Source organism: Pseudoclavibacter sp. Z016, assembly GCF_002931215.1.
In the GTDB taxonomy this organism is placed as follows: Bacteria; Actinomycetota; Actinomycetes; order Actinomycetales; family Microbacteriaceae; genus Pseudoclavibacter.
Window position 1 is genome coordinate 205,426 of record NZ_PSTU01000017.1, and the last position, 14,515, is coordinate 219,940.

Genomic DNA, 14,515 nt, shown 5'->3' on the forward strand with positions numbered 1-14,515 from the left:
TGGCAGCCTCCGGTGCGAGGATGGCCCCAATGGATATCGAATTCTCGGCCATCGAGGGCGGCACCGTCGAGCTGCACGACGCCCGACGGAAGCTGCGCAGGCGCGTCGAGCTGGAACCGTTCGAGATCGGCGTCTACGCCGTCACCCAGTCGCAGCTCGGCGAGCTCCTCGGCGAAGCCACCGACGATGGGACCAGCCACCCCGAACGGCCAGCGACCGACGTCAGCTGGCTGCGCGCCATCCGCTTCTGCAACGCCGCCTCCGAATGGGAAGGGCTCGACCCCGCGTACTCGTACGACGGCGAGCAGGTCACGTGGCACGTCGACTCCGACGGCATCCGCCTCCCCACCGAATCGGAGTGGGAGTTCGCGTGCCGCGCCGGGTCGACCACCGCCCAGTACGGGCCGCTCGCCGACGTCGCCTGGACGAGCCTCGACGGCGTCACCAGTCCGCAGCCCGTCGGCGGCAAGCACCCCAACCTCAACGGCCTCTTCGACACCCTCGGGAACACGTGGGAATGGTGCTGGGATCACCTCGACCCTGCCCGCTACGACGACTACCGCGTGTTCAGGGGCGGCGGCTACGCCGACGACACGTGGAGCGTCCGCGCCTCCGTTCGCCGCGGCGGTGCGCCCCGCATGCACCACGAGGACGTCGGGTTCCGCGTCGCGCGCGGCGGGTTCGACGCCGTGGATGCGGCCCAGGGCTGGTCAGCGGCAGCCGACCGCGAGCGCGCGACACTCGAGGGACCCACCCCGTTCGGGTGGACCCCTCAGAGCTGACCCGCGCCAGCCGCCATCCTCAGCCTGACGTGGCGTCGGCTCGAACAGCGAGCCGTCAGACCGCGAACTGGATGACGCCCGTGATGATGAGCGTCAGCAGGGTCGTCCACAGGACGATCGCGGCCGCCTGCCACACCAGCACACGCCCCTTCGAGATGCCGCTTCCCGCGAGCGCGGCGGCCGTGAAGTGCGTCGGGAGCAGCAGCGGGCCGAGGAGGCTCACACCGGCGACCCCGTAGCGGTTGAACGCGCGCTGGAACTTCTCGCGGCTCGCGGTCTTCGGCTTCGCATCCGCCGGCGACTTCGCGAAGCGGGCCCGGATGGCAGCGCCCAGGTACACGACCAGGGCTACCGCAATGAAGTTCCCGAGGGCGCCCGCCACCGCGGCGATAACCGGGTTGATGCCGCCGATGATGCCGATCGTCGCCGCCCCCTCCCCCTCGATGAAGGGAACCGCGCCGGCGAGTGCCACGATGAGCGGCTGCAGCCACTCGGGCAGCTGCGCCATCAGGTTCTGGAAGCCGAGGATGAGCTCTGCGATGGGATTCATGGTGTGGCCTTTCGAAGCTGCGATCTGAGCTGCCGCGTCGGAGTACCGCGGTGATGACTCCATTCCAGTCGGGATGCTCGCGCAGCAGCAGTGTCACCGCGTCACCACTCCTCGTGAGGATGCGCGTGCCGCTTCGTGACATATGTCACGGGTCGCGCGCCCCCCGCTGGCCTACCGTGGAGGGATGAGCACTCCACGCATCGGCGAGATCGCGCTGGCCCGCGGCGTGACCGCCACCTGGTGGTACACGGCGGTGGGGGTCGTCTCCTTCGTCGCGTTCACGGGCATGTTCTGGGTCTTGTGGGCCTGGGCGTCGCCGGCGCTCGACGCGCCCTGGCGGCTCCCCGTCGCGATCGCCGGCGGGGCCGCCTGGATCGCGTCCAGCGTCTTCCTGCTCCTCGACTACCGACCGAGCGTGCACGCCGCCCGTGACGGCGAACGGCACCCGCGGTCGCCGCTCAACATGACCGGGTTCGCGTTCGCCGCTCTGGGCGCGCTGTTGCTCGGAGTCGGCACGTCGTCGGTACTGGCCGCGGTCGGGGTTCTCGGGTTCGTCCTGGCCGTCCGGCCGTGGACACCCGGCGTGCGGTGGCGGGTCGTCGTCGGGGCGACGGTGCTCGTGACCGCGCTCGTCTTCGTGGAGGCGTCCAGCTTCACGAGGCAGGGCATCCCCTCCAGCGCGTTCTCGGCACCCGCGTTCTTCATCGTGATGCTGCCCACCATGACCGCCTTCTCGCTATGGTGGTGGGAGATCGTCCTCGAACTCGATCGGGCCCGCGCCGCCGAGAGCCAGCTCGCCGCGACCCGTGAGCGCCTTCGCCTCGCCAACGACGTCCACGACCTGCAGGGCCACCACCTGCAGGTGATCGCGCTGCAGCTCGAGCTCGCCGAGCGGCTCCTCACGAAGGACCCGGCGGCGGCTGCAGAGCAGATCCGCGCCGCCCAGGGCGCCGTCGACGAGGCGCGCGCCGGCACCCGGGCGCTCGCGACGAGCTTCCGAGGCGTGCCCCTGCCCGACGAGCTCGAGAACGCGGCCGACCTGCTGCGCGCCGCCGGCCACGACGTGCGGATGCACGTGGGACCGGGCACCGCATCGGCCCCAGCCGCCGTGCTCGGACCGATCGTGCGCGAGAGCGTCACCAACGTGCTCAAGCACGGCGACGGCGCCCGCGCCCGGATCGAGCTCAGCCGTGACGGCGACACGTGGCTCTACCGGATGGTGAACGATGCCGCCGACCGCAGTGACAGCAGCGGGGTCGGCGCCGGGGCCGGTACTCATTCCGGGACTCGCGCCGGTGCCGACGTCGCCTGGGGCAGCGGCCTCACGGGCATGGGCGAGCGCCTCGAGTCGAGCGGCGGTGAAGTCGAAGCCTGGAACGACGGCACGAGCTTCACGGTGCAGGTGCGACTGCCCGTCGCCGCCCAGCAGGCTGCGGCGAGCGCAGAGGGACACGCATGATCCGGGTCCTGCTCGCCGACGACGAGGACATGATCCGCACGGCGCTCGCCTCGCTGCTGCGCCTCGAGGACGACCTCGAGGTGATCGCCGAGTGCAGCACGGGTACGGCCGCCGTCGAGACGGCCCTGCGCCTCAAGCCCGACATCTGCCTGCTCGACCTCGAGATGCCCGGCCTCGACGGTGTCGAAGTCGCCGAACGTCTGCAGGGGCTGCCCGAGGTGCGGTGCATCGTCGTCACGAGGCACGCGAGGCCCGGGGTGCTGCGTCGGGCGCTCTCCGCGGGGGTGGAGGGGTTCATCCCGAAGTCCCGCCGCGCCGAGGAGGTGGCCGACATCATCCGCCGCGTCGCCGCTGGCCGACGCTACGTCGACCCGGAGATCGCCGCGGATGCGCTCGCCGACGAACGCAGCCCCCTCACCGACCGAGAGCTCGACGTTCTGCGGGCCGGGCAGCGCGGCGAGACGATCGCGGAGATCGCCCGCACCCTGCACCTCTCCCCCGGCACCGTCCGCAACCACGTGTCGTCGGCGCTCGGCAAGCTCGCCGTTTCGACCCGGCAGCAGGCGACCGTCGTGGCCCGCGAGCGCGGCTGGATCTAGCGCGGCGGCTCCAGCGCGGCGGATCGGCCACCCACCACCCCGTTTCGGGATGGGTTCCACGCTTCGGGATGGCTTGCAACCCACCCCGAGGCGTGGAACCCATCCCGAAACAGCAGCCACACCCACGCGCGAGGGAGATTCGCGGAACCGCGTCCGGTCCGCCGCGCCAATCCGGTCGGCCGTCGGCGACCGCGGACTCAGGTCAGGAGGACACCGACGCTTCGGGATGGCTCCGACGCACGCAGATGGCTTGCAACCCATCCCGAAGCGTGGAACCCATCCCGAGAACCAGGGGGCCTGAATGTGGAGCGAACACCGGGCGGACCGCGGACGGAAGGCCAGCAGGAGGGGGCGCAACCAGGTCAGCCGGGGGTGAGCCGGTCGAGCACGTGGCGCAGCAGCGGCCACTCCGCGGTGCCGCGGAGGTACGCGGCGGATGCGCGCAGCATGGGCGGGTCCTGCATCCGCACGATCCGCACGTTGTCGCGCTGCTGCCTCGTGAGGGGCAGCATCCCGACCCCGAACTCGGCGGCGATGAGGTCTTCGACGAGGGCCAGGTCGTCGGACTGGTGGGTGACGTTCGGCTCGTAGTCGGCGAGCGATGCGAGCACGCCGATCGCGATCTCATCGGCGTTGTTCCTGGAGTTGCCGATCCACTCCTGGTCGCGCAGCGCGAGCATGAGCTCGCGGTTCGGCAGCGGCACCCGCCCGCGGCCCGGGAGCGCGTCGGCGTGGCGGTCCGCCATGCCGATGCCCCACTCCCCCTGCCAGAGCCGCACGCTCTCGTAGCGGGCGGGGATGCGCAGCGGGGCGAGCGTGTAGTCGTAGACGAGTGCCAGGTCGATTCGGCCGGCATCCACGAGCGCGAGCGCTTCGTCGGGTTCCTGCTCCTCGAGCACGAGGCGCACCCCCGGGTGCGAGGCGGCGAGTTCGCGCATGATCGGGAACAGGGCGCGGGCCGCCGTGGCGAAGCCGGCAACGCGCAGCGTGCCTTGCGGTTCACCCTCGGGGTCGAAGTCGCGCTTCGCATCGTCGAGGCTCGCCAGTATTCCGGATGCGCGCGTCGCGAGCCGAGCACCCGCGGCGGTCAGCCGCACCCCGCGTCCGATTCGCTCGAGGAGTCGCGCACCCAGCTCCTGCTGCAGGAGTGCGAGCTGCTGTGACACGACGGACGTCGTGGTTCGGTGGAGCTCGGCGACCGCGCGCATGGAGCCGAGCCGGTCGAGGTCGACGAGGTACTCGAGGCGTCGTGTCTCCATGGGCCCTCCAGCCGGTGATCCTGGTCGCGGGCGTCACCGTCCACTCCATCATTGTGCGTCTTTCGCGAACGATGTGTTCGCTCATCTCGCGTGGACACGGACACCGCCGAGCGACATCCTGATTCCATGACCACGTCCAAGCTCGCGCCAGCTCCGCGGGGAACTGCGCGTTCCGGCACGCTCATGACCATCTCAGCGATGCTCTTCGTGCAACTCGGGCTCGCGCTCAGCACGGGCCTGTTCGAGCAGCTCGGCCCGCTCGGCACCGGTTGGATCCGCCTCGTGTTCGCGGCAGCGCTCGTGCTGGTCATCGTGCGCCCACGCCGTTCGTGGTTCACGCGCAGCAGCTTCCTGGCGTGCGTTGTGCTCGGCGCGGCGACCTCGGGAATGACGCTGCTCTTCACGCTCGCGATCGACCGCATCCCCCTCGGCACTGCCGCGGCCCTCGAGTTCCTCGGCCCGCTTGCCGTCGCCGTGCTGCGCAGCCGCGGCCGGGCACTGCTCTGGCCGCTGATCGCGGCCGTCGGGGTCGTGCTGCTCACGGAGCCGTGGACGGGGAACATCGACCCGCTCGGCGTGCTGTACGCGCTCGCCGCCGCCGCCTGCTGGGCCGTCTACATCCTCTGCACGCAGCGGGTGGGTGACGAGCTGAGCGGGGTACGCGGCCTCGCCGTGTCGATTCCGGTCGCCGCCGTCATCGCGAGCCTCATCGCGGCGCCGAGCACGATCCCGCTGCTCACCTGGGAGGCCGCCCTCGCGGGCCTGGGCCTGGCCGTTCTCCTGCCGACCGTGCCGTTCATGCTCGAGATCCAGGCGCTGCGCCGCATCACCGCGGCCGCGTACGGAACCCTCACGAGCCTTGAGCCCGCCGTCGCACTGGTCATCGGGCTGCTGCTCCTGCACCAGGTGCCGGGCATCCTGCCGGTTGTGGGTCTCGCGCTGGTCATCGTGGCGGGCATCGGCGTCGAGCGCTCGGCGGGACGCGCCGCGCCACCGAGCGCCCCGACGCCCGAGGATCCCGGTTCAGGCGCCGGTGAGGCGGCCCTTGAGCGCAGCGAACTCCGCACCGGTGAGCCCGCCTGACTGCAGGTAGGCGGCCGAGCCGCCGTGGGCATCCACCCATTCGAGGGCACGCTCGATGGCCGAGGCCGGGGTGGCGGCGACGAGGTCCTTGATCTCGTCGGTGAGCGGCAGGCCGTACTGCGCGACCATGCCGTACATGCGCTCAGCCCACTCGCCCGCGAGGTGCTCACCGGACGACGTGTAGTCGGCGACGATCGCCGATCGCTCGACGCCGACCGCGTCGAGCAGCAGCGCCGAGCCCACTCCGGTGCGGTCCTTGCCTGCGGTGCAATGCACGAGCACCGCTGTCGGCGGGGCGGTCGTCGCGTTGGCGACCAGGCGTGCGAGCTCAGCGAACGACGTGGCCCCGTGCTCGAGCATGCCGACGTAGAGCTCGCCGAGCGACGGGATCTGCGCGAGCACCGCGTCGAGAGCCTTCGCCTGCTCGGCCGGGTCTCCACCGCCCGCCGCCGACTGCAGCCCCTGCTGGACAAGACCGGATACGGCCCCTTCGAGCAGGGGCAGTTCCGCAACACGGAACGGGCGACTCACGGGGAGGCGGTCCGGCGCCATCTGCCGCTCGGAGGGGGTGCGGAGGTCGACGATGACACCGATATCGCTCGCGGCGAGCTCCTCGAGGCCGGTCTGGGTGAGGGAGCTCAGCGCATCTGACCTGTAGAAGACGCCGGGCGTCGTCGTGCCGCCGGCCGCCAGCGGCATGCCGCCGGTGTCTCGGAAGTTGAAGGTGCCCTGGAGTGATGTCGCCGTCGTCATGCGACCAGCCTAGGACGGGGCTCCGACATTCCCTCGGTCGCGTGTGAGGCCCGCCGCACGGAAGAGGCGAGCACCCAGGCGACGAGGCCGGCGGCCGCGAACGCGGCTCCGAGCATCGCGGACCCGTGCCAACCCGCCCAGGCGTAGACGGCGGTGGTGGACGCCGCACCGGTGGCCGAGCCAAGGGAGTAGAAGACCATATATGCGCCGATGGTGGTGCTGACCCGGCCCGGGTCGGCGCTGGTGAGGATGTGCTGGTTGCTGACGTGCACGGCCTGGACGGCGAAGTCCAGGACGACGACTCCCAGCAGCAGGAGGATGAGCGACCAGGTGAGCTGGGCGATGAGGAGCCAGGACGCGAGGAGCACGACGAGCGCGATTCCCGCCACGCGATTCGCGTGTCCCGCGTCCGCCCACCGTCCGGCTCGTGCTGCGCCGAGGGCACCTGTGAGTCCCGCGATGCCCACGACACCGATGAGCGTCTCGCTGAGATGCCAGGGAGCACCCGCCAGAGGCACGGTCATCCCGCTCCACAGTGCGCCGAATGAGGCGAAGAGGAAGAAGGCGATCGCACCGCGTCCGAGCAGGGACGGCTGCGCGAGCAGGTGGAAGAACGAGCGCAGCACCCCCAGGTACGGCGGCACCAGTACGGTGCGGGAGTCCGCCCGGAGCCTGAACAGGGCGACCGCCGCGAGGCCAACGGCGAGCACCGCTAGGGCGACGAACATGCTGCGCCAGCCCCAGAGGTCGGCAAGGGCGCCAGACAGGATGCGGGAACCGAGGATCCCGATGACCACGCCGGAGGTGACGACACCCAGGGTGCGGCCGCGCTCCGCAGGGTCCGAGAGCGCGGCGGCGTAGGCGACGACCGTCTGCACGACGACGGCGAGCATCCCGGTGCTCGCGAGGCCCGCGAAGGCGACCCAGGCGACGGGCGCAGCCGCGACGAGGGCAAGTGCACCGGCCAGCAGGACGAGGTGCACCACGATGAGCCGTCTGCGGTTGAGCAGGTCCCCCAATGGCACGAGCAGGATCAGGCCGACGAGGTAGCCGAGCTGGGCGGCGGCGACAAGCCACCCGACGGCCTCGACGGGCACCGACAACTCGCGACCCATCTGTCCGAGCACTGGCTGGCTCGCGTAGATGCTCGCCACGGCGACTCCGCAGATGACCGCGAGCAGCGCTCTCGTACCTCGATTCACAGACCCCTCGCAATCAGTTGCACATTGCAACTGTTTGAACGTAGGGCAAAATGGTTGCAGTACGCAACTCAAGGGAGATCACATGTCGAGCTCCACGGCGAGCCAAGACTGGACAGACCCGAGCTGTCCAGTTGCCCGCACCGTTGACCTGGTCGGCGACCGCTGGAGCCTGCTTGTCGTCCGCGACGCCATGGACGGCGCCCGTTCCTTCACCGACTTCCAGCAGCGGACCGGCATCGCGCGCAACATCCTCACCGATCGACTCCGGAAACTCATCTCGGCCGGGCTCCTGGCCCAGGTGGATGCGCCGACCGGGAAACGCAGAGTGTACGAGCTCACTGAAGCGGGTCGTGACCTCTTTCCCGTCATCGTCGCGCTGCGGCAGTGGGGCGAACACCACGCCTTCTCCAGCGGGGAGGCGCACTCGTCACTGGTCGGCGAGGACGGCATCCGGGTGCCGGAGCTCACCCCGAAGGCCGCCGATGGGAGCTTGCTGACGAGCGAGAACACGCGCGTCGAGCACGTGGCTGCGCAGGACTCGCACCCCTGAACCCCGATCTATCCCTGAGGCAGACTGCCGAGCGGAGGGCTCGACGGAAAGACGAGACTCCGTGCGGGCGAGACGAGCAAGCGAGCGTCAGCTCACTCCGCCGCGGGAAGGATCGCCTTCTGCGGCGACACCGCGGCGTCCGGGGCCGCGGCCAGGGCACTCCGCATGCGCCGCGCCGTGCCGAAACCCGCGCCCCTGGCGGCCGCATCCTGATTCGCTCCCTCGAGCAGCAGGCGCTGTGCGAGGCGCACGCGCGCCCTCCTGAGGTAGGCCGACGCGGTGTCACCCGTCGCGGCGAATGCCCGATACAGGTGCGCCCGGGATGCGCCGAGGGCGGCGGCCATCGAGTTCACCGTGGTCGCCTCGTCTGACGCGAACCGGGAGACGTACTTGACGGCCTCGCTGTAGACGTGAGCGAGGTCGGTGCTCGCCGTGCTGAGCGTGCGGAGCTCGGTCTGAGTCGCCAGCGCCCAGACCAGCGCCTCGACGCCCAGCCCGACGCGGGTGAAGGCGGGGTCCTCAGCACGGAGTCCGCCGCTGAGGATGGATGCGGAGGCGTCGACGAGCACCTGCAGGTAGGCATCCGACGCCGAGGTCGTTCCGACGTAGTTCTCCGTGAAGGACTGGGGGCGGGGGAAGATGACCAGGAGGCTGCTGACCGGGCCATTCGACGTCTTGCTGACGAGATCCTCCGGGTTGGCGAACAGCACGCTGCCGGGGGTGAGCGTCTCCAGCGTTCCGGCGATGTCGACCACGACCTCGCCTTCCAGGCAGGCGAGGAGCAGCCTGGCGGCGCCCCCGGCGAAGGCGCTCGGGACTTCGTATCGGAAGGTCGCTGCCGTGTGGCGGTAGCGGCTGAGGGCGAAGGTGTCGTTCTTGAGCACATCGCCGACGACCCTGAAGTCCTGACCGTCCGACTGGAGATGCCATCCCCAGCCCCGCACGGTCTCGACGGCCTCCGGCCCCACCTCGTCGACAGTGAGCGAGACCACCCGAGGGAGTTCCGTCCGCGTCGGCCACTGGCCGTCGCTCGACTCCCTCATGGCAACCTCGGTGTCTGCCTGACTCGTGTGCTCCTGCACCTCACCCACTCCAATCGCTCGATGTCATTCGGAGAACGCGCAGACCGCACGTTCCCTGGTGAGACGACACGAGCGCGGTGTTCGTCACACATTCCATTCTGTCGGATGGGTTGGAGAACCAGGTCGGGCATCTCACCGGATGAAAACACCCGGGGAAGTGAGCTGGAACGCAGCAAACTGCGAGTCACTCGGCGACTTCTTCCCCGCCAGAATCATTTCCGTCGGCGAGCTGAATCAAAGTCGTCCGCGAGCCGATCCAGTATTCGCATTCACAGGAAAACCCAGATCAGGAGACGTATCAGACCCGAATTGGGCCACAAAGCGGGGAGGAACTCTCGGCTACCGCCGCGTACGCCGTGCATATGCTCACCGGGCAGATACGAATTCACTTCGCTAGGTGCACGCAATGTGAAATACCACTCGCGCATTACAGCGGACCGCAGCTGCGACCTCCACCCCAACCAAGACCTCTTCTCACCCCTTCGCCCGCACCATCACGACGCGCGATCGGGCCCTAAATTTTTTTTCTCAAGTATTTCGTGACAAATCATGAAAAGCACACGTCTCACCAGCACGACCCCGCAGCAGGTGCACCCGCACCGCCGGGCAACCACAAGGAGAGCATCATGTCGAACACCACCCCGAACGTCAGCACCTCGTCCAGCGACCGCAAGGATCTGCGCCCCGCTCACGCCGCCAACGGCAAGACCACGATCGATGACGGCGTCGTCGCGAAGGTCGCCGGCATCGCCGCCCGCGACGCCCGTGGTGTCTACGACCTCGGTGGCGGCGCGGCCCGCGCGATCGGCGCCATCCGCAACGCCATCAACGCCACCGACCAGAGCCAGGGCATCAGCGTCGAGGTCGGCGAGAAGCAGGTCGCCGTCGACGTCACCATCGTCGCCGAGTACCCCGTCTCCCTCCAGGACGTCGCGGACGGCGTCCGCGCCGACGTGATCCGCGCCGTCGAGACGATCGTCGGCCTCGAGGTCACCGAGGTCAACGTCACCGTCAACGACGTCCACCTCCCCTCCGAAGACAACGACACCAACAAGACGGAAGAAGCGCGAGTCGAGTGAACACCGCATCCCTCACCCGAACCGGCATCCTCATCGGCGCAGTCCTCGCGCTCACCTGGATCATCCTCGGCTTCTGGGCGTTCTTCTTCGTCGCGATCGCGATGATCATCGGCGGCGTCATCGGACGCATCCTCGAAGGAAAGCTCGACGCCAGCGCCCTCGTCGACGTCATCCGAGGACGGAACACCTCCTCATGAGCATCGCCGCGACCACACACCACGGCGCGGCGCAGCGAGGCACAACACGACTCACCGCGAAGGCCCTGACTCGTGTCGCGTCAGCTGTCGCCGGTGACGCCCTCGGGGTCGACGCCGGCAACGTCAACGTCGACCTCGACGACCACAACGGCAACCTCGCGCTGCGGATCAGCACACCGATTCGTGTGCCCTCCCTCTCCCGCATCCGCTCGCAGGACGCCGCCATCGAACGCAGCGGCGGGGCGATCCTCGATCGAGTCGAAGCCGCGAAGGTCGCGATCCGGGACCGCTTCCAGACGTTGACCGACTCGCACGTCGACCGCGTCATGCTGCGGATCACCGGGCTCGACATCCGACCCGAGGAACGAGTCACATGAGCAACCACGATTCCCTCTACAAACGGGTCGCTCGGCGCGAGACGCATTCGCCACGGTCGGCGCTCGCGATCGTCCTGGCCGTGCTGCTGATCATCGTCGCGGCCTGGGTCGGCACCGAGGTGGTGCTGGCACTCCTCGCCCTCCCGGCGCTCCTGGTGGCACCGGCTGACATGTTCACCTCGACACTGGGTGTCCTCGAGCAGCCCGCACAATATGTGGGCATCGCCGGGGTCGTCGTCGCCATCATCGGGCTGATCCTGCTCATCGCAGGACTCACCCCAGGTCGACGCGGACGACACACGATCGCCTCCACCAGGACCGCAACCGTCGCCGACAACGCGGTCATCGCCTCAGCACTGGCCCGCCATGCGGCGCACGCCGGCAAGGTCAGCCCGGACAACGTCACCGTGTCCGTGTCCCACCGACGAGCTGACGTGCACCTCACGCCCGCATCCGGTGTCCCCGTCGACAAGGCCGTCATCGCAGCGGCCGTCACGCAGCAGCTCGAGCAGTACGAGCTCACCCCACGCGTCACCGCCAAGGTGCGCGTCGCCCAGACCGGAAAGGTCGGCGCATGAACAACACGAACCGCGGCCTCAATCGCCTCCTCATCGCCACCCTCGGGGTCCTCCTCCTGGCCATCGGAGCCGCCGCCGCCATCGGCGCCTGGCTGCCCGGGGCGAAGGACACCTGGACCCCGATCTCCGAAGCGGTCACCACGCAGGTCGGCAGCTGGCTCCAGCAGACGCCGTTCCCCGGCACGGACTTCAGCTGGCTGATGATCGCCGTCGTCGCCGTCCTCCTGATCGGCATCATCCTGCTCCTCGCCTTCACGCTTCGGCAGGGCCAGGGGCGCACCGGCACCATCGTCCACGACCGAGCGTCGAAGGCGGGACCGACTGTCGTGGACGTCAGTGTCGCCAGAGACGCGCTCTCGGACTCGCTCGGCGAACGCGATGAGTTCATCGCGACAACCGTCTCCGCCTACGAGGTGCGCGGAACCCCGGCGCTGAAAGTCTCGGCGAGCTGTCGGCGAGGGGTCTCCCCGAGGGACGCCGCAGACCTCGTCGAACGTGACCTCCAAACCCTCGACGCACTGCTCGGCAGGGAACTGCCGGTGCTCCTCCAGCTGACCGGCGGGTTCAGAGCACAGACCCAGAAGCCGACTCGCCTGCAGTAGCCAGACCCACACCCAACAAGCACGAACCAGCTCCAATCCGAAAGCTCCACCACCATGTTCCTCCGCATCATCACCTTTGCCCTCGGCATCATCACCAAACGACGCAGCGCGAAAAAGCGACAGCAGAAGCGCGACGGGAACCGACACTGACCGCCACCCTGCAGATGACCGCGCGACGGATTCTGAGGGGCCCGGCCTGGAGCGCACCTGTCGTTGCGGCCGCGGTCGCCCCTACTGCTCCCCCCGAGTACCCCTGCCTCGGAAACTCCACCTCACGCTCGGCGTGGAAGATCGACGCCGGCCCGCTCACGGGTGCGTTCGTCGAGGGCTCGGGCACGAACGGCTTCGAGAGCCCGACGGGTGTCACCCTGGTCTCCGGGATGGACGCCGCTGGCACGGCTGCTCCCGCCACCTGGAGTGCGAGCTACGCCTTCCCGGTGACCCCTGGCCGCACGTACACCTTCACCACCCGGGCGCGCGCGACCCGCCGCTCGTCTGCAGCGGGGTCGAGCCGCCCCGCGGCGGTCGCCGTGGAGGTCGTCGACGGGAGGGGGACGATGATCGAATCCCTCGCAGTGCTCTCCACGGCATCCGCCGATCCGGCGCCGACACAGACGCTTCCGGTCACGCAGAGCGCAGACCCGAAGATGACCCCGATCACGTTCGCCCACCACTCCGGAGGCGCGGCTGGAATGGTCACGCTGCGACTGCTCTTCTCGAAGGCGATCGCTCCAAGCGACCTGATGGCGAACGACGACCTCAGAATCGAGCTCCCCACCGTCACCTGCACGTTCCCGCCCGCCTGAGACCGTCGGTGGGGGGCTGACTACTGCCCTCGCTCCGCTTCTTCGACGGCCGTGACCAGGCGGGCGCGCTCCTTGTCGATCCACTGCTTCCCTGAGTACGACTGCCCGAACGTCTCGGCGAAGTCGACCGGGTCGCTGCCCACGATGTCGCGGACAGGCGCGTCATCGGCCACGGCCCGCTCCCAGAGGTCGGCGAGATCAGCGTTCATGCGCACCATCGACTCGCCATCGACGACGCCACTGGAGTACATGAGGTAGCGCTGGACGGCCTTCGCAACCCTGCCGTAGGGCTCCGGCAGCGCATCCAGCCGAGCCTGTGCCTCCTTGTACTGCTTCTTCTCCTCGAATGAGCCCGTGAGCGATTCGATCCACTTGGCGGCCATGTCAGTTGCCTCTCTCGATGTCTGTGCTGGTTGCAGCGGATGGTGCGGTGATGGTGCCTCGGAGCTGCTCGAGGCATTCGACGAGGAAGCCCCACGTGCGCCAGAACTCCGCGAGGTACTCGGTGCCCGCAGCGTTGATCGTGTAGACCTTCCGCGGCGGGCCCTTCTCGGACGGGACTTTCTCGACGTCGACGAGGCCTTTCTGCTCGATGCGCACGAGGAGCGCGTAGACCGTTCCCTCGGCGATGTCGACGAAGCCCTGCTCGCGGAGCCAGCTCGTGATCTCGTACCCATAGGCGGAGCGCTTCGCGAGGATCGCGAGCACGATGCCTTCGAGCGTGCCCTTGAGCATCTCGGATGCCTGCCTGCCCATCGGCCACCTTCTCTACTCAGTAACAATGAATACCGGTACAAAGTAACACCGAGTACTGGTACTTAGCAACAAAGACAAGTGATTGTCTGTCAACACTCAGAGCCACCCGGAATGCACAGCTTCGCCGACATTCACCGATGTATCGTCGGGTGTCGTCAGGTATCGCCAATCCGCGCATCCACCCGGTCGACACGATCGCCACCGGATGCTCGGCACTCGAAAGGAATGCACATGGTCGCTCAGCACACCCCAGGCGGACTCGGCTTCGGCCTCCGCGAAGCCGTCGATGAGATCCGCGAGACCTTCGCCTCGCGACCGACCACTGCTCGAGCCGGCCGCGGAGACGTCAGGACCGCCCTCCTCGTCGCGCTCCTCGAGGGCCCACAGCACGGCTACCAGCTGATCCAGGCCATCGAAGCCCGCACGAGTGGCGCTTGGAAGCCCAGCCCCGGCTCGGTCTACCCCACACTCCAGCTGCTCTCCGACGAGGGCCTCGTCGTGCCCGAGGTCACCGGCGAGCGCAAGGTCTACGCGCTCACCGAAGAAGGCCGCGCCGTCGCGGTGGATGCCTCAGCCGGAGAGCTCCCCTGGGAGTCGCCTGCCGCCCGCCGCGCCGAGCGCGCAGCGACCCTCCCGAAGGCCGGCGCTCGCCTCGCCCAGGCCGTCGTCCAGGTGCAGAGCAGCGCCACCCCCGACCAGGCCGAACGGGCCGCAGCACTGCTCGACGAGACACGGCGCAAGCTGTACTCGATCCTCGCCGAGGACTGAACGTGACCGATGGCCCCGGCCTCACGGAGGAGC

General features: G+C 69.1%; 19 protein-coding genes. 12 read left to right on the plus strand and 7 right to left on the minus strand.

The window, feature by feature from the left end:
* The first annotated feature begins 29 nt into the window (after positions 1-29).
* Positions 30-782 carry an SUMF1/EgtB/PvdO family nonheme iron enzyme gene (locus tag C5B99_RS16205; protein ID WP_104243952.1) on the plus strand — a complete coding sequence of 251 codons (753 nt, stop codon included), beginning with the start codon at positions 30-32 and terminating at the stop codon, positions 780-782.
* 55 nt (positions 783-837) lie between these two features.
* On the opposite strand, the gene C5B99_RS16210 is transcribed toward C5B99_RS16205, so the two are convergent.
* The gene (locus tag C5B99_RS16210; RefSeq protein WP_104243954.1) at positions 838-1,332 is read right to left on the minus strand and encodes a small multidrug efflux protein; all 495 of its coding nucleotides are present in this window, start codon (positions 1,330-1,332) and stop codon (positions 838-840) included.
* Between the two features lie 184 nt (positions 1,333-1,516).
* On the opposite strand from C5B99_RS16210, the gene C5B99_RS16215 reads away from it, so the two are divergent.
* Positions 1,517-2,791, plus strand: a complete 1,275-nt coding sequence (locus C5B99_RS16215; RefSeq protein WP_181065039.1) for a sensor histidine kinase — start codon at positions 1,517-1,519, stop codon at positions 2,789-2,791.
* Entirely contained in the window at positions 2,788-3,390 is a 603-nt protein-coding gene (locus C5B99_RS16220) for a response regulator transcription factor (protein ID WP_104243958.1), read from the plus strand. Before C5B99_RS16215 ends, C5B99_RS16220 begins: the two co-directional genes overlap by 4 nt.
* Before the next feature lie 362 nt (positions 3,391-3,752).
* Here C5B99_RS16220 and C5B99_RS16225 read toward each other — a convergent pair whose 3' ends face one another.
* Positions 3,753-4,649 (minus strand): LysR substrate-binding domain-containing protein, encoded by an 897-nt coding sequence (locus tag C5B99_RS16225; protein ID WP_104243960.1) that lies wholly within the window; start codon positions 4,647-4,649, stop codon positions 3,753-3,755.
* Positions 4,650-4,775: 126 nt separating this feature from the next.
* Between C5B99_RS16225 and C5B99_RS16230 the strand changes: the two genes are divergently transcribed.
* Positions 4,776-5,732, plus strand: coding sequence for a DMT family transporter (locus tag C5B99_RS16230; RefSeq protein WP_219819667.1), 957 nt, complete (start codon positions 4,776-4,778; stop codon positions 5,730-5,732).
* On the opposite strand, the gene C5B99_RS16235 is transcribed toward C5B99_RS16230, so the two are convergent.
* A complete protein-coding gene (locus C5B99_RS16235; protein ID WP_104243962.1) occupies positions 5,673-6,485 on the minus strand; it encodes a tyrosine-protein phosphatase in 813 nt (270 codons plus the stop codon). The genes C5B99_RS16230 and C5B99_RS16235 overlap by 60 nt on opposite strands.
* The gene (locus C5B99_RS16240) at positions 6,482-7,687 is read right to left on the minus strand and encodes an MFS transporter (protein WP_104243964.1); all 1,206 of its coding nucleotides are present in this window, start codon (positions 7,685-7,687) and stop codon (positions 6,482-6,484) included. The genes C5B99_RS16235 and C5B99_RS16240 overlap by 4 nt, the downstream gene beginning before the upstream one ends.
* A gap of 82 nt (positions 7,688-7,769) precedes the next feature.
* On the opposite strand from C5B99_RS16240, the gene C5B99_RS16245 reads away from it, so the two are divergent.
* Entirely contained in the window at positions 7,770-8,237 is a 468-nt protein-coding gene (locus C5B99_RS16245; RefSeq protein WP_104243966.1) for a helix-turn-helix domain-containing protein, read from the plus strand.
* Between the two features lie 92 nt (positions 8,238-8,329).
* On the opposite strand, the gene C5B99_RS16250 is transcribed toward C5B99_RS16245, so the two are convergent.
* Positions 8,330-9,280: a helix-turn-helix domain-containing protein gene (locus C5B99_RS16250; protein WP_181065040.1), complete on the minus strand. Its 951-nt coding sequence runs from the start codon at positions 9,278-9,280 to the stop codon at positions 8,330-8,332.
* Between the two features lie 665 nt (positions 9,281-9,945).
* Here C5B99_RS16250 and C5B99_RS16255 point away from each other — a divergent pair.
* From C5B99_RS16255 to C5B99_RS16280, 6 genes are all read left to right on the plus strand, one after another.
* Complete coding sequence (locus C5B99_RS16255) at positions 9,946-10,398, plus strand: Asp23/Gls24 family envelope stress response protein (RefSeq protein WP_104243969.1); 453 nt, start codon at positions 9,946-9,948, stop codon at positions 10,396-10,398.
* A complete protein-coding gene (locus C5B99_RS16260; RefSeq protein ID WP_104243617.1) occupies positions 10,395-10,595 on the plus strand; it encodes a DUF2273 domain-containing protein in 201 nt (66 codons plus the stop codon). Before C5B99_RS16255 ends, C5B99_RS16260 begins: the two co-directional genes overlap by 4 nt.
* Entirely contained in the window at positions 10,592-10,972 is a 381-nt protein-coding gene (locus C5B99_RS16265; protein ID WP_104243971.1) for a hypothetical protein, read from the plus strand. The genes C5B99_RS16260 and C5B99_RS16265 overlap by 4 nt, the downstream gene beginning before the upstream one ends.
* Entirely contained in the window at positions 10,969-11,550 is a 582-nt protein-coding gene (locus C5B99_RS16270; protein WP_104243973.1) for a DUF6286 domain-containing protein, read from the plus strand. The genes C5B99_RS16265 and C5B99_RS16270 overlap by 4 nt, the downstream gene beginning before the upstream one ends.
* Complete coding sequence (locus tag C5B99_RS16275; RefSeq protein WP_104243975.1) at positions 11,547-12,152, plus strand: hypothetical protein; 606 nt, start codon at positions 11,547-11,549, stop codon at positions 12,150-12,152. The genes C5B99_RS16270 and C5B99_RS16275 overlap by 4 nt, the downstream gene beginning before the upstream one ends.
* 164 nt (positions 12,153-12,316) lie before the next feature.
* Complete coding sequence (locus C5B99_RS16280; protein ID WP_104243977.1) at positions 12,317-12,958, plus strand: hypothetical protein; 642 nt, start codon at positions 12,317-12,319, stop codon at positions 12,956-12,958.
* Positions 12,959-12,978: 20 nt separating this feature from the next.
* Here C5B99_RS16280 and C5B99_RS16285 read toward each other — a convergent pair whose 3' ends face one another.
* Together C5B99_RS16285 and C5B99_RS16290 are read right to left on the minus strand one after the other, a co-directional pair.
* The gene (locus tag C5B99_RS16285; protein ID WP_104243979.1) at positions 12,979-13,341 is read right to left on the minus strand and encodes a DUF1048 domain-containing protein; all 363 of its coding nucleotides are present in this window, start codon (positions 13,339-13,341) and stop codon (positions 12,979-12,981) included.
* A gap of 1 nt (position 13,342) precedes the next feature.
* Positions 13,343-13,714 carry a PadR family transcriptional regulator gene (locus tag C5B99_RS16290; protein WP_104243981.1) on the minus strand — a complete coding sequence of 124 codons (372 nt, stop codon included), beginning with the start codon at positions 13,712-13,714 and terminating at the stop codon, positions 13,343-13,345.
* A 231-nt stretch (positions 13,715-13,945) separates the two neighbouring features.
* Between C5B99_RS16290 and C5B99_RS16295 the strand changes: the two genes are divergently transcribed.
* Positions 13,946-14,482, plus strand: a complete 537-nt coding sequence (locus C5B99_RS16295; protein ID WP_228496668.1) for a PadR family transcriptional regulator — start codon at positions 13,946-13,948, stop codon at positions 14,480-14,482.
* The last annotated feature ends 33 nt before the right edge of the window (positions 14,483-14,515 follow it).